The 16,818-nt window shown below is 40.9% G+C and carries 18 protein-coding genes and 1 riboswitch; of the genes, 6 read left to right on the forward strand and 12 right to left on the reverse strand.

Annotation, left to right across the window (positions count from 1 at the left end):
• The first annotated feature begins 107 nt into the window (after nt 1-107).
• Complete coding sequence (locus K7887_RS18230; protein ID WP_034774906.1) at nt 108-590, forward strand: phosphatidylglycerophosphatase A family protein; 483 nt, start codon at nt 108-110, stop codon at nt 588-590.
• A 78-nt stretch (nt 591-668) separates the two neighbouring features.
• Here K7887_RS18230 and K7887_RS18235 read toward each other — a convergent pair whose 3' ends face one another.
• From K7887_RS18235 to K7887_RS18245, 3 genes are all read right to left on the reverse strand, one after another.
• A complete protein-coding gene (locus K7887_RS18235; RefSeq protein WP_223491045.1) occupies nt 669-1,439 on the reverse strand; it encodes a TIGR01457 family HAD-type hydrolase in 771 nt (256 codons plus the stop codon).
• A 132-nt stretch (nt 1,440-1,571) separates the two neighbouring features.
• Nucleotides 1,572-2,009 carry a DUF86 domain-containing protein gene (locus tag K7887_RS18240; RefSeq protein ID WP_223491047.1) on the reverse strand — a complete coding sequence of 146 codons (438 nt, stop codon included), beginning with the start codon at nt 2,007-2,009 and terminating at the stop codon, nt 1,572-1,574.
• A gap of 35 nt (nt 2,010-2,044) precedes the next feature.
• Entirely contained in the window at nt 2,045-3,352 is a 1,308-nt protein-coding gene (locus tag K7887_RS18245; RefSeq protein ID WP_223491048.1) for an EAL domain-containing protein, read from the reverse strand.
• Between the two features lie 178 nt (nt 3,353-3,530).
• Between K7887_RS18245 and K7887_RS18250 the strand changes: the two genes are divergently transcribed.
• Nucleotides 3,531-3,797, forward strand: coding sequence for a DUF3055 domain-containing protein (locus K7887_RS18250; protein ID WP_223491049.1), 267 nt, complete (start codon nt 3,531-3,533; stop codon nt 3,795-3,797).
• A gap of 74 nt (nt 3,798-3,871) precedes the next feature.
• Nucleotides 3,872-4,177, forward strand: a complete 306-nt coding sequence (locus K7887_RS18255; RefSeq protein WP_223491050.1) for a cytosolic protein — start codon at nt 3,872-3,874, stop codon at nt 4,175-4,177.
• Between the two features lie 46 nt (nt 4,178-4,223).
• Here the strand turns inward: K7887_RS18255 and K7887_RS18260 are convergent, their stop codons facing one another.
• A complete protein-coding gene (locus K7887_RS18260; protein WP_223491051.1) occupies nt 4,224-4,517 on the reverse strand; it encodes a YutD family protein in 294 nt (97 codons plus the stop codon).
• 109 nt (nt 4,518-4,626) lie between these two features.
• Between K7887_RS18260 and K7887_RS18265 the strand changes: the two genes are divergently transcribed.
• On the forward strand, nt 4,627-5,316 hold the full coding sequence (locus tag K7887_RS18265) for a YhcN/YlaJ family sporulation lipoprotein (protein WP_223491052.1): 690 nt from the start codon (nt 4,627-4,629) through the stop codon (nt 5,314-5,316).
• Nucleotides 5,317-5,546: 230 nt separating this feature from the next.
• Here the strand turns inward: K7887_RS18265 and lipA are convergent, their stop codons facing one another.
• Nucleotides 5,547-6,443, reverse strand: coding sequence for a lipoyl synthase (gene lipA / locus K7887_RS18270; RefSeq protein ID WP_060665476.1), 897 nt, complete (start codon nt 6,441-6,443; stop codon nt 5,547-5,549).
• A gap of 295 nt (nt 6,444-6,738) precedes the next feature.
• Here lipA and K7887_RS18275 point away from each other — a divergent pair, with 295 nt between their 5' ends.
• Nucleotides 6,739-7,686 (forward strand): M23 family metallopeptidase, encoded by a 948-nt coding sequence (locus K7887_RS18275; protein ID WP_223493698.1) that lies wholly within the window; start codon nt 6,739-6,741, stop codon nt 7,684-7,686.
• Between the two features lie 451 nt (nt 7,687-8,137).
• On the opposite strand, the gene K7887_RS18280 is transcribed toward K7887_RS18275, so the two are convergent.
• The 7 genes from K7887_RS18280 to K7887_RS18310 form a co-directional block, all read right to left on the reverse strand.
• Nucleotides 8,138-8,242, reverse strand: a complete 105-nt coding sequence (locus K7887_RS18280; protein ID WP_010196622.1) for a methionine/alanine import family NSS transporter small subunit — start codon at nt 8,240-8,242, stop codon at nt 8,138-8,140.
• Complete coding sequence (locus tag K7887_RS18285) at nt 8,242-9,777, reverse strand: sodium-dependent transporter (RefSeq protein ID WP_223491053.1); 1,536 nt, start codon at nt 9,775-9,777, stop codon at nt 8,242-8,244. The genes K7887_RS18280 and K7887_RS18285 overlap by 1 nt, the downstream gene beginning before the upstream one ends.
• Before the next feature lie 353 nt (nt 9,778-10,130).
• Nucleotides 10,131-11,696 carry a Na+/H+ antiporter NhaC family protein gene (locus K7887_RS18290; RefSeq protein WP_223491054.1) on the reverse strand — a complete coding sequence of 522 codons (1,566 nt, stop codon included), beginning with the start codon at nt 11,694-11,696 and terminating at the stop codon, nt 10,131-10,133.
• 141 nt (nt 11,697-11,837) lie between these two features.
• Nucleotides 11,838-12,029, reverse strand: a riboswitch (Lysine riboswitch).
• A gap of 97 nt (nt 12,030-12,126) precedes the next feature.
• A complete protein-coding gene (locus K7887_RS18295; RefSeq protein WP_223491056.1) occupies nt 12,127-13,233 on the reverse strand; it encodes an HD-GYP domain-containing protein in 1,107 nt (368 codons plus the stop codon).
• A 194-nt stretch (nt 13,234-13,427) separates the two neighbouring features.
• Nucleotides 13,428-13,730 (reverse strand): YunC family protein, encoded by a 303-nt coding sequence (locus K7887_RS18300; RefSeq protein ID WP_088019418.1) that lies wholly within the window; start codon nt 13,728-13,730, stop codon nt 13,428-13,430.
• Nucleotides 13,731-13,798: 68 nt separating this feature from the next.
• Complete coding sequence (locus K7887_RS18305) at nt 13,799-15,166, reverse strand: bifunctional metallophosphatase/5'-nucleotidase (RefSeq protein ID WP_223491058.1); 1,368 nt, start codon at nt 15,164-15,166, stop codon at nt 13,799-13,801.
• 14 nt (nt 15,167-15,180) lie between these two features.
• Complete coding sequence (locus tag K7887_RS18310; protein WP_223491060.1) at nt 15,181-16,029, reverse strand: DUF72 domain-containing protein; 849 nt, start codon at nt 16,027-16,029, stop codon at nt 15,181-15,183.
• 117 nt (nt 16,030-16,146) lie between these two features.
• Here K7887_RS18310 and K7887_RS18315 point away from each other — a divergent pair, with 117 nt between their 5' ends.
• On the forward strand, nt 16,147-16,800 hold the full coding sequence (locus K7887_RS18315) for a VC0807 family protein (RefSeq protein WP_223491062.1): 654 nt from the start codon (nt 16,147-16,149) through the stop codon (nt 16,798-16,800).
• Nucleotides 16,801-16,818: the final 18 nt, after the last annotated feature.

Below are 16,818 nucleotides of genomic sequence, written 5' to 3' on the forward strand. Positions count from 1 at the left end.
TCTAAAGAGGGGTCTGACCCTCACCGCTCTAAAGTACTAAAGAGGGAGCAAAAACCCCTCGACTATATTATAAAAGATGGGTGAGCTGTATGAAGAATTTTGAGAGTATGGATGATGTGGAGAAGAAGGCGCGGGCGTTGTTGGAGGAGCGCGGGGTGACGATGGATGATATTGCGGAGTTGGTGTATTTCTTGCAGTCCAAGTACCATCCTGCCCTTGAGCGATCAGAATGTCTGGAAAATGTGGACCGTGTTCTTTCTAAGCGTGAAGTGCAGAATACCGTTTTGACTGCGATTGAGCTGGACATATTGGCTGAACAAGGCAAAATACAAGAGCCTCTTTTAAGAATATTGCGTGATGATGAAGGATTGTATGGAGTGGATGAGGTTTTGGCATTATCCATTGTTAACGTTTATGGCTCCATCGGCTTCACGAATTACGGCTATATCGACAAATTGAAACCAGGCATACTAGAACACCTAAATGACAAAAGCTCCGGGAAAGTTCATACCTTCCTAGATGATATCGTCGGAGCCATCGCTGCCGCAGCTTCAAGCCGTTTGGCACATAGAGCAGCGAATACCGAATGACCATTAAAAAAACCAGGCAGCTCCTATCAAATCTCGGCTGCCTGGTTTCTTCACGTACGTCCTTCAAATAGAAGTCCCTTAAATTCTTTCTATCCACTCTTCCAACGAATCCACCGTATATGTCGGCTGCTCCTCATACGTTTCTAAATGCGCCTTTGTCGTCACACCTGTATGCACAAGCAGCGTGTCCATCCCCGCATTCATTCCAGCCTTAATATCTGTATGGTAATTATCGCCCACCATCAGCGTTTCTTCACGAGGTACACCCAATACTTTCAGGGCCTGTTCCATGATGACCTTTTCTGGTTTGCCGATGAAAGTTGGCAGAGTTTCCGTTGAAACCGTCAATACCGAAGTTAATGAGCCGTTACCAGGAAGCAGACCTCGTTCAGTTGGAATTGCAATGTCCCCGTTAGTGGAAATAAAACGCGCACCATTACGGATATTAATCGCACCAAGTGCCAGCTTTTCGTAACTAATCGAACGGTCAATTCCACTTACTACAACATCTGCTCCTTCTTCAACCAATTCAAATCCTTTTTCCAATAACGCCGTTCTGATTCCTTCCTCGCCAATCACATAGATTTTTGCCTCAGGCTTGTAATCATAAATATAATTGGCCGTAGCATTACTAGTTGTAAAAACTTGTTCATCTAATGTCGGTATCCCAAAGTCCCTTAATTTCTGTGCAACCTGCTGGGGAGTTCTTGAGGAATTATTTGTTACAAAAAGATACGGTATCTTTTTATCATAAAGTGCTTTTACAAAATGACTTGCCTCTTCAATCTTTTCTTTTCCGCGATACATTGTTCCATCAAGGTCAATTAAATATCCTTGGTATTTTTTCATCTATCTTCACACTCCACTATGTTCATTTCATTAGTTTAGGTTTCTTTTAACCTGTTCATGTTAGCACAATTTACTAGCCCGATAAAAGCAAGAAAGAACGCCCTCATAAAAGAAAGCGTTCTCAACTCTAAATTAATTTCTAAAAGCCGAAACAGGTCCTAATTCATTTTCCAAATAAGTGCGGACAGCACTACAGAATCCAACAACTGTTTCCTGTACTTCCGCTAGACATGCTTCCACCTCTTCGTGACGAATAAGAAGGTATTCTTGTACTAGTGTTTTACGAAGGCGAACAAGCCTCTTTAACTGTTTCGCCATATCATCTGTCACTACTTTTTCATCTTCTAAAATGTCAATGATGTCCTCATAGCTGCCAGGATCCCGCATGATAAAACCGTCAATCATGGCATTTCCTACATCCAATATACCTTCTATGATTGCTACTGCAACACGCTCAAGGGCCTTCTTTTCAACGGCAGTATTCCATGTAGAATGTTGTTGATATAAGGTAATATTTTCTTCTATATAAAGTAATGTCTGCTCAATTTTTTCACGATCCACAAAGTACATTCTATATTCTCCTTTGTTTGTCATCTTAGCTGTAGTTAAGTTATCGGTTGCAGCACTTTTGGCCTGGCGTAAAAATAACCTTGCGCCATATCCACCTTATGTTTGGAAAGAATCTGGACCTCTTCTGGACGCTCAATTCCCTCTGCAACAACAAGCGAACCTGTCTCATTTGCTATTAACAAAAGTCCCTGCAGCATCTTCTCTTTGACCATATTTTTATCAATATCTTGAATAACTGAACGATCAATTTTTATTATATCAGGCATAATTCTATTGATGGTATGAAAACTCGCATAACCGGCACCCGTATCATCGACGGCAATTTGAAAGCCAAGTTCCTTGAGCGCGACAATGTTACGCTCAAAATTCTTCAATCCATCGATAGAATCCTGCTCTGTCACCTCAATGGCGATATTCTGCGGAATAATCTCCGGATACTTTTTCAACATGGTCAGCATCTTCTCAATCAACTCTACCTCGTTTAAAGTCGTAGGCGTAAAATTGATAAAAATTGCTTCCTTCATTTTGCATTGATAAATAAGTTGAAATGCCTTTTCCAATATGAGTAATTCCAGCATAAATAACCGGTTGGTCTGCTTGGCAATGGAAAATAACTGCAGTGGATTTTCCATCAATGATCCTTTAGGACCGCGAGTCAGCAATTCCCATGCCTTGATCCCGCCTTTAGACACATCCATAATCGGTTGAGCTAAAAGGGTGATATCTTTAAAAGCTATGATTTGATTTATTTGAAATTTTAATTGCTGGTACTGTAATTTATCCTGTTTTTCAGCCATGGCCATTGCCTGTACATGTGCTTTAAGCATGCATTCGGATAGCGTATAATCCCTTGACTCCAAGAAAACATAACCAGACTGCACGCACAAATGCTGATTACCCAGTTGTTTATACTTTCGGCATTCTATTACAGTCTTCACCTTAGCAAGCTTGTCCTCAAGTTCTGTTGTACTGTGAAACCTTGCATCCACCTTCAGCAACAAGGAAATCCCATCACTATATTGTTCGTGTAAACATACAATTTCATCTTCTGTGAATGTTTGTCCTATGACTTTTCTAAGCTGCGCCTTAATTACTTCTCGACACGATAAATATTTACGCCTGCCTATTTTTGAAATGATATTCTCCAAATCAGGAAAATAAAAGGAAATCACCGCTACCTGAAAGCCCTTTTTCAAGGTATGTGTCACTCTTTGTTCAATCGGGTTCCTCAAAATATAAATCGGCGGATAATAACGCAGATATTTGGACGGAAGCATTATTTTTACTAGATGTGAGCCATTCTTCTTATAGTATCTCTTTATGCGATTCCAGCTTCGCCCCATGAAGTGGCTCCCTTCTCTCTAGACAAAAATCAGCAAGTTGTATTTCTTTTATTTTATCATAAAAATTAAGAAAATTGTCCCATTTCTTGCACGGCGTAGATATAATGGAAAATATCCAATAACAAGAATGAGGTTGTATTTGTTATACTAGAAAAAGATGCAAGAAGGAGGTTTCAATATGGGAGAAAAATTCTTTTTATATGATGATTCAGTCGATACCAAAACCCGTTTTGTTAGCTTTATGGGGGAAAACAGCCGCTTTGATTTGGCAATAGTCAAATCTGATCGCTATTATGGAAAAAGTCTTGTCCTTGATATACAAGGCAACCGTTTTGCCATCATCGGAAGTGATGATCTGGACGAGCCAGGCTATCTTGAACATGCATACCAATTATCTGAAGAAGATGCAGCAGAGTTGCGTTCATTTTTGTATGAGGTAGTATAAACACTTGAAATTCATAATAATCCTCTTTTGTCTCGGTAAAACTAACCTTACTCTATGACAAAGGGGATTTTTTCATGTTTATTGACGAAAAGGATAAAGAGGAAGAGCATTATACTGACTTCTCCAACGTGGAAACACAGCAGAATTATTTGATACCTGAAACATTACCCGAAGGTCCTTACGGCTCTCCACGTGGCAAAGACACTCCTGTGGAAAACAAAAGTAGTCCATGGCGTGAAGGTCAGCGTTATTATAGTGCCTTTAATTATGAAAATAAAAACCTTCATCAGGACATCCCAAGACAGCATCCTGGTGCCCATCCGACCCATGATGACAAGAATATGAACGAAGAGCCTCCATACGGGAATCCAAAAGACTAATTATTAAAACCCCATCATCGTTGATGGGGTCTTTTTAGGCAATGAATCACTTCGCCTCAGCAGCAGCCTTTTTTACTTTCTTCAATACAAAGTAAGCACAGCCGAAATTACAGTATTCCAGTATGTAGTCTGGCAAGGTGCTTATCTTCGTGTCGTGGGTGGATTTATGGTTTTGGTCTTCAAAAAATCCCCGTAAACGCAACTGGTTATAACCCCAGTCACCAACAATGTAGTCGTATTTGTTTAGAACATCAATATATCTTGCGCGAAAGGTTTCTTCGTTGAAGCCGTTTCGATTCTCTTCCAACAGTTCGTAGCAATGGTTTCCTATACAAATCATTTTCCGCTCCTCCATTTCTGCTCTTATTTACATTATAGACCATTCTCCACTAATTTCTAAGTCAAAATTTTTCTCAACGGGCAATCCTATGTGTAAGGAGGTGTTTCCATTGAGGAAAACAATAAAAATTCTTGCAGCATGTAGCTTAGTTACTGCTATCACTTCAGCCTGTTCTTTTGACCCTACGCCAGAAGAACGACAAGCCAGAAGCGCTATATACGGGCGTGACGGGCAGCCAATGAATACAAATACAGGACACCGTTACGATATGTATGATGTAAGGGACAGCAATAAACATGACCAAACTCATTTCGGGTACGTTCGCGACCAAGCAGAACCTGTGAGAAATTCCCAGCGCTACAACGAAAATATAGCTGCTGTGGATTATGGTGAGATTGCCAATATCATCAATAAAATGGTGGTTCAATTACCTGCAATAGAAGATTCCGCTACATTGGTGACGGATGAAGAAGTACTTATTGCATATGAAACAAACAGTGAAGACCGCGAGCTTACAGCCGACCAGGTAAGTAAAACGGGATTGTCCATCGTTCCGCGTTACTACCATGTTTACATTTCTGATAATCCAGAAATGATCCATGATATCGAACGCTTTCGTTCCCTTGGTGTGACAAGTCCTAGAGTGGATGAAATATTAGAAACCACTATAAAAGAAATGCTCAAATCACCCCAAGGCAAACAGCTGAACACTGGCGAAAACGGCAACGGCGAAGCAGACGGTGAAATGAACGAAGAAACAGACAAAAGCGAGTTCCGTAAACAAATGAAAAACGATTAACAAAAAAGGTACAGCCACGTAAATGTGAGGCTGTACCTTTTTTAAATATAGGCTCTGATTAAACACCGCTGTTAATTTCCGCAAAAAGACTTCGCTTTCCGCGGGGCGACCTTGAGCCTCCTCACAACGCTTCAGGGGTCTCAACATTGTCGCTTCTCCCCCGCAGGAGTCTACGCCTTTTGCTCCAATCAACAGCTACAGAATTGTCATTATCTTAAAATGCTGACTAATTATGCCTGTGCTTGTCTTGCTTTAGATGCTTCGTTTACCTGCTCATCGGCATGATAAGAAGAACGAACAAGCGGACCAGCTTCACAATGACTGAACCCTTTTGTCATCGCAATTTCCTTCAACTCTGCAAACTCATCCGGGTGATAATACTTCTGCACCTTAATGTGTTTCTTAGAAGGCTGCAGATATTGACCGATCGCCATAATGTCCACATTGTTGGCACGAAGATCATCCATTGTTTCAATAATCTCTTCTTTCGTTTCTCCAAGTCCAATCATGATGCTTGATTTTGTCGGGATGTCAGGTTGTAATTCTTTTGCACGACGCAATAGTTCTAGAGAACGGTCATAGGTTGCTCTCGCACGAACTCGAGGTGTTAAAGAACGAACTGTTTCAATGTTATGGTTTAGAATATCAGGTCTCGCCGCCATTAACATTTCAATGTTTTCATAAACCCCACCCATATCAGATGGTAACACTTCAATAGTCGTAAAAGGGTTTTCACGGCGAACCGCTCTAATCGTTTCAGCAAAAATGGCAGCACCGCCATCTTTTAAATCATCACGGGCAACCGCTGTGATAACAGCATGCTTTAAGTTCATCAGTCTAACGGACTCTGCTACGCGTTCCGGTTCTTGTGTATCAAGTTCTGTTGGCAAACCTGTCTTGACCGCACAGAAACGGCATGCGCGCGTACAGATGGCACCAAGAATCATGAAAGTAGCTGTACGTCTTACTGCCCAGCATTCGTGAATGTTCGGACACTTTGCCTCTTCACATACTGTGTTAAGGTTGTGCTCTCTCATCAGTTTCTTAAGTCCTGTATAATTTTCATTCGTATTCAGCTTGATTTTCAGCCAATCTGGTTTACGTATGTACTCCTCTTTTTTAGCCATATGATCAACTCCAACTTGTCTTATTTTCAAGATGACTTCATCAATATTTTATCTGTATATTTTCACTATTCTAACTTATCTCATAGGGAAAATGACATATTCACACCTGTCACTTTATCAAACATCTGGTAAAGAAACAAGTCCAAAACCTTCCACGGACATACTCCTAACAATCTTCCATGAATTAGTATTTATGAAATGAGGAAAACTTACCAAACTAACAGTAGGAAAAGAAAGAAAAGGAAGGAGTGAGGACTTGATACGGCTACTTTTTTGCGTAATTATTCTTTTTAGCATGATTCCTGCAGATGCTTTTGCTGCCGAAACAAACTTAACAGACGAACAAATATATGCTAAAAGGCAGGAACTATATAATCGAATGCAATCTGTCACCCAGATACCATGGTACTATTTTGCAGCTGTTGATCAATATGAAAGAAATGTCCGCAGAGTAAGACGAGATATTCCAAAAGCCAAAGGAGTTATCGGCATTTACTACAAACCTGAGGTATGGGCAGGTCCTTTAAATCCCAATTCACAAGACAGCAACCCTATGAGCATTCAGTTTTTTGGCGGAATGGGGATGGATGGGAATGGAGATGGAGTCGCTGATTCCACAAATGATGAAGATGTATTGTTTACATTTGCGAATTATTTGCAGTCTTATGGTACTGACAAAGAAAACGTCAAAATTGCTTTATGGGAATATTATCAGCGGGATAAAACGGTCGGGCTTATCATGAACCATATGAAGCTATACAGTACGTATAAAACGCTCAAGCTTGATTCACATGCTTTCCCTCTCCCAATCCGCTCCAATTTCAGTTACCGCAATACGTGGGGAGATGCACGGGGCTGGGGTGGTCGAAGAATGCATGAAGGTACAGATATTTTTGCAAGCTATGGTGTCCCCGTCCGTTCCACTTGTTATGGAGTGATTGAAATTAAAGGCTGGAACAAGTTCGGCGGGTGGCGACTTGGAATCCGTGATATTAATAATACCTATCATTATTTTGCTCATTTAAATGGCTTTGCCAAGGACCTTGAAGTAGGACAAGTCGTAGAGCCGGGGCAAATTATCGGTTCTGTGGGAAGCTCTGGGTATGGACCACCTGGAACAGCAGGGAAGTTCCCTCCGCATCTCCACTATGGCATGTACAAAGACAACGGCTACTCCGAATGGTCCTTTGACCCGTTCCCACACCTAAAATCCTGGGAACGTGGGGATAGAAGAAAGCGTTAAGATTTTTACGAAAAAAACATAGTAAGTGGTTAAACGCAGCTGTTCCTTTCCGCAAATGGCTTCGCTTTCCGCGGGACGATGTTTGAGCCTCCTCACTTCGTTGCGGGGTCTCAATCAACCGTTACCCCCCCGCAGGAGTCTTCGCCATTTGCTCCAATCCACAGCTAGAAATTACGAAGACGAAAAGGTAATGCTTTATCAGTTAACCCGGTTAGGTGCCTCTTCATAATCGCTTAGTTGAATGAAGTCACCTTGTTGATTGGAGTGGAAGGCGCGCAGACGCCCGCGGAAGGAAGGGACAGGTGAGACCCCGGAGGCGCAAGCCGAGGAGGCTCACGGACCGCCCGCAGGCAAGCGAAGCGCCTGGAACGGAAATCAACCGGACTATATGCTTTCTTATGCTAAAAAAAGCTGCTGACCGAGTTTACATTCGATCAACAGCTTTTAATTTTTATGCTTCCTTACTCTTCTTCATAGCCCACAGGATACTACCAGCAAGGCCACCCCAAATGATGACAATTCCGACAACCATCATGATAATCGCGCTTGTTTCCATTATTTATTGACCTCCTTAGACGAGGAAACCGGAAGTTCCAACGTGTCTTTTTTCCATTTAATAAGGGAGAAGGCAAAACCTACAAGCAATGCAAGCACCGCGACAACTACACCATACTGAATTGTGAAGATACGAGTATATCCGTCAGCCGCTCCGTAAACTTCCGCAATATTTGTACGGATCAAGTCAAACATCATATATCCAAGTACAATCGGAGTGATTACTCCCAAGGATAACTTCCACCATGAGCCTAAGAAACCAGTTAATTTAACATCTGAAATCGCATTGGCATGACTCTGTAATGGTTTCAATTGTCTTGCGAACCAGACAACCACGATTACTTGCACAAGACCTGCAAGCGCCACACCGAATTGGTTGATGAAGTAATCAGCCACATCAAGGAAGTTCAAACCGCCTTTTGTAGCAAATAAGATAGAAATCAAAGCCGATAAACCACCACCGAAGGCAACTGCTTTTGTACGGGATACTTTGAATTTATCCTGCACCCCTGCAACAAATGTCTCTACAATAGAGATTAATGAAGATAGTCCAGCCAATACTAGTGATCCAAAGAACAAGAACCCAAACAGTTCTTTAAAGGCCGGGAATTCATTAATGATTTGCGGGAATACAACGAACGCTAATCCGACACCGCCCGCTACCACTTCATCTACGCCAACACCTTGTTGAACTGCCATAAATCCTAGGATACTGAATACACCGATACCTGCTAATAATTCAAATCCGGAGTTACTGAAACCGGTAATAAATGCGTTATTGGTAATATCAGATTTTTTCGGTAGATAACTGGAATACGTAATCATGATGGCAAATGCAATGGATAAACTGAAGAAAATCTGTCCATATGCCGCAACCCAAACCTTACCGTCAGCAATAGTGCTCCAATCAGGTTTGAAGAAAGCGTTTAGTCCTGTTCCAGCCCCTTCTAGTGTAAGAGCGCGAACAACGATAATTAAGAACAATACAACAAGTGCAGGGATGAAAATCTTATTTGCTACCTCTACACCCTTCTTAACGCCTTTAAATAGTACTCCAAGTGTTACTGCCCAAACGATTACTAATGGCAGAAGAACAGAAGGAACAAGTCCCCCAATCTCACCTGGTGCAGCTACCTGAAGGTATTCTCCAATCAGGAATCCGCCTGTGTCGTCTCCCCACTTCAGATTCAGGGAGAACACGGAGTAAGACATGGCCCAAGCGATGATGACGGCATAATAAGTAGAAATTACGAATGCAATACCAACTTGCCACCAGCCAAGCCATTCATACTTTTTGTTCATTCTTGCATAAGAAAGTGGTGCAGATCCGCGGTACTTATGACCCATAGTGAATTCAAGGATCAATAGTGGAATACCTGCTGTCAGAAGAGCGAATAAATATGGTACAAAGAATGCTCCTCCTCCATTTTCATAAGCAGTTGCTGGAAAACGCCATATGTTTCCTAACCCGATGGCCGATCCAACCGCTGCTAAAATAAATCCTGCTCTTGTCCCCCATTGCGGTCGATTTTCCATTCTCTTTCTCCCCCTACTTAGACTCTTTTTTTACCAAAAAATAGATGAAAGAGTCCAAATGTTTTATTTTTTCTGATTATTTAATATAATTTATACATAGTATAACTAGACTTTATGACTATGTCAAAACAAACTTTTACACTATATTAATCGACATCATGTGACAATTCTCAACACCGTATTTTTATTCTATTAATATTTCTCAAAAGGCTAAATGCACTGATGCACAAGAGTTATATTATGAATATTTATTCATTTTATTTTTCAAAAGAAAAACACCTCTCTTTTTACCACTTAGTTAAAAGTAGATAAAAAGGAGGTGTTTATTACTTTATTTGAAAAGTATTATGAAATTATTCTGCTGTTTTCAACGTTTTAAAACTAAAACCGATAATAACAAATGCCACTAATACTACTAGCAGTCCAAGTAATGTGCTTCCAGTTAAACCTAGAACAATATATCCTGCAATTGCGACACCTGCACTAATTAGCGCGTAAGGCAGCTGAGTCAGTACATGGTCAATATGGTTACATCCTGCACCAGTGGAGGAAAGGATGGTTGTATCGGAAATTGGTGAACAATGATCTCCGAATACTGCCCCAGCCAATACAGAAGCAAGTACAGGTAATAAAATCGATACATCTGTTGCCACAGCTATTTGACCTGCAATAGGAAGTAACAGCGTGAAAGTACCCCATGAAGTTCCTGTTGCTAATGCTGTAAAACCGGCAATGACAAAAATGATTGCTGGCAAGAAAGCAATATTAATATTAGAGTTTTCCACTTGTTCGGCAATGTATGTTCCAGTTCCTAAGCCATCAATCAATCCAGCAATGGTCCAAGCAAATAATAGAATATAGATGGCAGGAAGCATGGATTTCGTTCCTTCTGCAATCCCGCGACCCACTACACTGTTTGATACTCCACCTTTGGAAATCTGGCTGAAAAGTAAGATGAAAGAAACTACTAAAGCAAACAATCCACCATAGAATAATGCTGCAGATGGATCTGTATTTTCAAAAATACCTAGGACCGTGATATCTCCTTCAATTGCGGAAGCACCCGTCCAAAGCATCGCTCCAATAACCCCAACGAAAAGTGCTACAATCGGCCATATAAGATTGCCAATCGTACCTTTTGTGCTAGTAGGAAGTTCGTCTGAAAGCTCTCCAGGCACTTCTTTTTCAGAATCGTATAATTCACCAGTCTCCATAGCACGTTGCTCGTGCTTTCTCATCGGCCCAATATTGAAGTTAAAATAACTTACCAAGAACACCATGATCAATGCAGAAAAAACGTATAAGTTCATCGGAATGATTTGCATAAAAGCACTGATTGCTGTTAAGTCACTAATATTCTGTCTTACGATTACATCTGTTCCAATAATACCGATAATAACTGCACCCCAACTTGATACAGGTGAGATGACACAAATCGGTGCAGACGTGGAATCAATCAAGTACGCTAATTTTGCGCGTGATACTTTGTAGCGATCCGTTACCGGTCTACTAATCTGACCTACTGCCAATGCGTTGAAATAGTCATCAATAAAAATAACGATACCTAAAATAGCAGTTAAAACCTTTGATCCTCTTCTTGTCTTGATTTTTGTCTGTGCCCAGTCAGCAAAAGCCCTGCTGCCACCAGTGATAGAAATGAATGCAGTAATAATTCCCAAGATGATTAAGAAAACAAGGATATAAATATTCCATAAGTTCAACTCTTTATCGTCTACGGAATAAAAAAGACCTAATACCATATCCCAGATCAGCACCACCATTGTAACCGGATTAAAATCGGCTAACATTAAAGCTGCTGCCAGAATACCTACTCCAAGTGAAAGCAAAACTCTTCTGGTCAAAATAACCATCAAGATCGCAAGCACTGGAGGAATTAACGAATAAATTGTTCCTTCCATAACAAAAAACCCCCATTAAGCTGTAATATGTTTGACTGGTTACAAACGGGTTTACAACAATGGAAGGCACTGAAAGAAAACAAAATAAAAAGTAATGATAGAAAATAACTATCATTACCTATGTAATGTGTTATCCTCCATCCGATCAGTAGCCCTCCATTATAAAAACCGTCCGTACCGGTCATAATGGCAGTGTTATCCTTATTCAAGATAACCCCAGCAACATGAGTTCGACCGCTCATATTGCTTCGGCACAGCATCCTTTCTTTCTACCATCTTAGGTGTCAACCTCCAGTAGTTTTACTCTTATGCTATGCAGCCTCTACCTCATCGTATGATAAGGGAAGTATATTATTTTATGATTTTACTATAACATATATCCTGATATAGGACAAAGGAAATATATTTCTTTTTTCTCTACTCTTTCCTTTTAGCTGACTGCTGCTATTTTTTTAAGAGAATCACAGTCAACAATCGCTAAACTCAGATGGTCTTTTAAGTTAATATCGTAAGGCGTTTCCAAATCTTCGCCTTCTTCTTCGACCACCCTTATGACTGGGCGTTCAGTCAGGTCTTTATTTTGGCCGACAACAAGCCCTTTTCTTCCATCATTCAATGTGACCATTAAACCGTATGGATAAATGGCTACCGATTTGCGGAACGCTTCAATAATTTCTGGTTCATACAAAGAACCAGATCCTGCATACAAAATTTCAAGTCCTTCATGTGGAAGCATGGCACTCCGGTAAATCCGATGAGAGGTAACAGCATCAAAAACGTCTGCTACCGCAAGAATTTTACCAAACAGATGTATATCATCCGACTTAATGCCGCGAGGATAGCCGCTGCCATTAAGACGCTCATGATGTTGGAAAGCACAATGTGCAACCATTAACGGAATCGTCTGCATGTTGCGAAGGATATCGTACCCATAGGTCGCATGTCGCTTCATTTCAGCAAACTCATCACTTGTAAGTTTTCCCGGCTTAAAGAGAATCTCATTGGGAATCAACATTTTGCCGATATCATGAAGAATTCCACCAAGCCCTAATGTTTCTAATTCTTTTTGGGACAACCCTAATTTCAATCCTATGGAGAGGGAATAAAGCGTCACATTTAACGAATGGGTAAACACGTAATTGTCGTGTACATACACATCGGTCAAAAGTGCAGAAACTTCTTCATTGGATTTCATATCTGTCAGCAGATTTTGAATAAGTGATTTGATGCTTTTGGAAGACTTGTCCATGACAAACCACTTACTTAACTCTTTTTCATGTTCCACGGATTTAAAGGTATCAGTGATTGTCTTTACTGCTTCCTTACGGGTTTTGTCCGAAATAATAGTCGGCACTTCCATCCCGCTTGTCCGTGCATCTTCTATATATACATACGTTACATTCAATTGTTGCAAACGTGTAATCATGCGTGAAGTAACAGAGATCCCTTCACTCAACAGCACTCTACCAGAATCATTGTAGATCGACCTGGCCAACACCATTCCCGGTTTCATTGATTTTGTAGGTAATAGTCTCATAACTTCTCCTATCTTCACATTTCGACAAAATCTATATATTTCCTATTATAGTAAAAATTCCGGGATAAAGCTTGATAAAATAGAAAAAAGTTTTGAAAAGTTTATTGCCAACATAAAAATACCACCGTTTGAGCACGATGGTATTATATATTTGGGGCTAAAGGCTGCAAGTAACAACTAGCACCTCTCACCCTTTATAGCATTTTTAACAAAGCCTCTTTCCCAGGCATTCCAACAGTAATTCCGACATTCTCCGCCTCATACGTAATGGATTCCAAAGGGGCCTCTATTAATTGCTCGATGGTACGCACTCCAACTGCCCGCCCTGCAATGATTTTCCGGTCTTTCAGCTTGGCATTCAGTAAGCCGACATCCAGCGCACCGCACATGATATACCCTTTATCACTAGTCACCGCCAAGAAATTAGTTTTTGGCAATCGTACCGTAATCGCAGTAAACGTATGGCCTTCGATTGTAATTGGTGTCATTTCAATCATAGATAATTGTCACGCTCCCTTCCCATATCAATTTATGGTGTGTGAATGGAAAGGGTGTGAAAAATAGGTCAATTATCAGAAAATGAATGTGCTAACACATCACGAAGCAGTTCTGGCAGGTAAAACTTCTTTTCTTTTGCACGAATGATGCTTGGATACATTCTTCCAAAAGTAAACATATCAATGGTCCCAACTGTTACATCATCTTTTGACGACAATCGTTTATCACCAATATAAATATCTGTCACTTGAACGCTTCCATCTTTTATCGCCTCTGTGTCGAACCTGACTCCGCTGAATGCCATGCGCCCCATTACCTCACCACGGAACCCAAGACCTTTCACTCTCAAGTTTTCCATATCAGGGTGCAAAGCCTGCTGGACCACTTCCCTTAACTCCTCGCCAGTCAGGGTCACCCTGCATGGATTAATAGGATGGGGACAAATACGGTGGAGCATTCCAAGTGTTACCTCTCCTGCATCAAGTCCATCAAGCAACACACCGGCATTGACCATTCCGATATCTGCCTGACACCATTCTCTTAATTTATCTGCAAGGAAATTAGGGAAAAAAGAAGGCGCGAACCACTCTACCGGTAACGTTTCTTTGATACTTCCTACTTTTTTATTCAAATGCTTCTCCGCTACTTGTTCCATGTCTTTTATCCGCTCTGTTAATTGCTGATCTGGTTTATAGAGTTCCAACTTATGAAGTTTTGCAGTAGATTGAGTGAGTGATTTTACCTCTTCATCATATACAAGATCTACTTGGCCGATATATTGTCCATACTTCCCCGCTCCACAAATTAATGTATTTCCGATCCTTCTTCCTTCAGGCAAAACATGGTGGGTATGTCCGCCAAGGATAACGTCTATATCCGGAAACCTCCTTGCCATCTCCTCATCATCAGAAATGCCCAGATGGGAAAGGACCACAATAACGTCTGCCTCTTCTTTTAAAACAGGCAGGTATTTTTCCAAAATAATATAAGGATCTTCTATTTTCCAGCCGAGAAGAGCATAAAAATGCTGATAGAAAACAGTCACTCCGATAAATGCAACTTTAACATTTCCCATATTTTTCACATCATAAGGTTTTACCCAATCCGGATAATCGCCATTCTCTTCGAAAAGATTGGCAGCTAAAACGGGAAATTCCGCCTCTTTATAGAGCTGAGATAACCCCTGATAGTCCAATGTTATTCCTTCATTATTTCCGAAAGTGGCATAATCATAGCGCAGCATATTTAGTAGGCTAGTGTTTGCCTTTCCGCCCGTAGCTTCGGTAATAGGATGAAAACGGTCCATATTATCACCAATGTCAACTAGGGCCGATGGCAGTGTCGAAGCCTGATCCTTTAAAAAAGTCGCAAGTTTGGGATAGGCATCAAAGTGACTATGAATATCGTTTGTATGTAAAATTCTAATTTGTTGCACACTGTCTCTCTCCTCTAAAATAAATCTAGTTGCCTTGGGGCCAATCCCGTATATTCGACACCCAACAGGTCAATCATCTTCTTGGCATTTCCAGCTGCATGGCCGCCAGAATTATTGTTAAATAACATATACATGTTACGAGTTAAAGGCGTTAATTTTTCTAGGTTTTCCTTCCACTCTAATAACTCCTCATGGTTATAGTCATACAGATACCGGACCTCTCTCCAGTCCTTCCCTGATGCAGGCTTTGTCCAACCATAGGTGTTCCGACCGTGAAGCCGCACTAAAGTATTGTCAGGATCGGTTGGGTGCAGGATGGTAGGAATGGATCCCGTTCCCGCTTGCGGTTCATCACAGATGCTGTGGATCCACCCTTGCTCTTCCATAAAGGTGAGAGTTCTGTCATGATAGGCAGACTGGAACCATGTCTGGTTTCGGAACTCGAGGGCTACTTTTATGTCCCCCATCTGCTCCTTGCACCATCTCAAATAATCCACATTCTCTTTCTTGCATTCAAACCATGGTGGAAACTGAAAAAGAACCATTGCCATTTTACCAGCCTTTTCGTAAGGCTCAATAGATTGCTTAAAAGCAGTGAACATCAATTCTTTAGAGTCAAAAGGAATTTCACCACGCTGATGACCTGTCATTCCTTGATATGCCTTTACGATGAACTGAAAATTTTCGGGTGTATCCGTTACCCATTTTTCCACGTTCTGTTTCGGTTGGATGGCATAAAAGGACGCATCCACCTCTACTGTAGGAAAGTGCGCACCATATTCCAACAGCTTGTCTCTAGGTGCAATACCTGCAGTATATAACGAATCATGATCTCCCCAGCCTGTCACACCAACATAAATCATCCGCTTCACCTCATTTTTTACATTTTATCATAACTGGAGGTAATTTCTCATGTTTATAGTGCAGAATATGGGAGTAATTGGTATGATTAATGTATCATTGATACTTTCGGAGGCGCTATGAAAAACAAGATTGTTGTTTTTGACTTACTTTTCTATTTGGCTTTACCTTATCTGATCTGGAAATTTGGACAGGAACCGCTTGGAGACTACTATGCGATATTGCTTTCCACTGCGCCGGGCTTTGTCTACACAATCGTTCGTTTCGCTGTTGAGAGGCAGTTTAATGTGACAGGGATGTTTATTATGGTTTCTTTGTTTGTGAGCACGCTCGTTGATATCCTCTCAGGTGATGCCTTTACCATGCTTCAAAACTCGGTATATGTGTCTGCAGGATTTGGCCTATTGATTCTCGGCACCATCCTTATTAAAAAACCTTTAGCACTTTATTTTGGAGCTGATATTGCCTATTTACAGGGTCATAAGCGAGAAGAAAGCTTAAAGCTTTATCGACACAAAACCATTCTGCCTACCTTTTATTTTATTACTGCTGTATTTGCACTAAGAGGTCTTGTGGGTGCAGGATTAAAGTATTATCTTATCGGTGTTTATGGGGTGGACGGGTATGATAGAATACTATTCTTTATGAAGGTAAATGGCTGGATATTTGGTGCATTAATTGCTGCAGGATTCATATATTCGAGTTTGAAAATAAATGATTATTTGGAAAAAACGAAAGTCGTGGATACCAACAATAACGATTTAGTAGAGTAAATTACTCCCTATGGGAAA

This window comes from Sutcliffiella horikoshii (assembly GCF_019931755.1).
Taxonomy (GTDB): Bacteria; Bacillota; Bacilli; order Bacillales; family Bacillaceae_I; genus Sutcliffiella_A; species Sutcliffiella_A horikoshii_E.

What these genes read in the sequence shown, in the direction of transcription:
- K7887_RS18230 (WP_034774906.1), top strand. Translation starts at nt 108, where the DNA reads ATGGATGATGTGGAGAAGAAGGCGCGGGCGTTGTTGGAGGAGCGCGGG.
- K7887_RS18235 (WP_223491045.1), bottom strand. Translation starts at nt 1,439, where the DNA reads ATGAAAAAATACCAAGGATATTTAATTGACCTTGATGGAACAATGTAT.
- K7887_RS18240 (WP_223491047.1), bottom strand. Translation starts at nt 2,009, where the DNA reads ATGTACTTTGTGGATCGTGAAAAAATTGAGCAGACATTACTTTATATA.
- K7887_RS18245 (WP_223491048.1), bottom strand. Translation starts at nt 3,352, where the DNA reads ATGGGGCGAAGCTGGAATCGCATAAAGAGATACTATAAGAAGAATGGC.
- K7887_RS18250 (WP_223491049.1), top strand. Translation starts at nt 3,531, where the DNA reads ATGGGAGAAAAATTCTTTTTATATGATGATTCAGTCGATACCAAAACC.
- K7887_RS18255 (WP_223491050.1), top strand. Translation starts at nt 3,872, where the DNA reads ATGTTTATTGACGAAAAGGATAAAGAGGAAGAGCATTATACTGACTTC.
- K7887_RS18260 (WP_223491051.1), bottom strand. Translation starts at nt 4,517, where the DNA reads ATGATTTGTATAGGAAACCATTGCTACGAACTGTTGGAAGAGAATCGA.
- lipA (WP_060665476.1), bottom strand. Translation starts at nt 6,443, where the DNA reads ATGGCTAAAAAAGAGGAGTACATACGTAAACCAGATTGGCTGAAAATC.
- K7887_RS18275 (WP_223493698.1), top strand. Translation starts at nt 6,739, where the DNA reads ATGATTCCTGCAGATGCTTTTGCTGCCGAAACAAACTTAACAGACGAA.
- K7887_RS18280 (WP_010196622.1), bottom strand. Translation starts at nt 8,242, where the DNA reads ATGGAAACAAGCGCGATTATCATGATGGTTGTCGGAATTGTCATCATT.
- K7887_RS18285 (WP_223491053.1), bottom strand. Translation starts at nt 9,777, where the DNA reads ATGGAAAATCGACCGCAATGGGGGACAAGAGCAGGATTTATTTTAGCA.
- K7887_RS18290 (WP_223491054.1), bottom strand. Translation starts at nt 11,696, where the DNA reads ATGGAAGGAACAATTTATTCGTTAATTCCTCCAGTGCTTGCGATCTTG.
- K7887_RS18295 (WP_223491056.1), bottom strand. Translation starts at nt 13,233, where the DNA reads ATGAGACTATTACCTACAAAATCAATGAAACCGGGAATGGTGTTGGCC.
- K7887_RS18300 (WP_088019418.1), bottom strand. Translation starts at nt 13,730, where the DNA reads ATGATTGAAATGACACCAATTACAATCGAAGGCCATACGTTTACTGCG.
- K7887_RS18310 (WP_223491060.1), bottom strand. Translation starts at nt 16,029, where the DNA reads ATGATTTATGTTGGTGTGACAGGCTGGGGAGATCATGATTCGTTATAT.
- K7887_RS18315 (WP_223491062.1), top strand. Translation starts at nt 16,147, where the DNA reads ATGAAAAACAAGATTGTTGTTTTTGACTTACTTTTCTATTTGGCTTTA.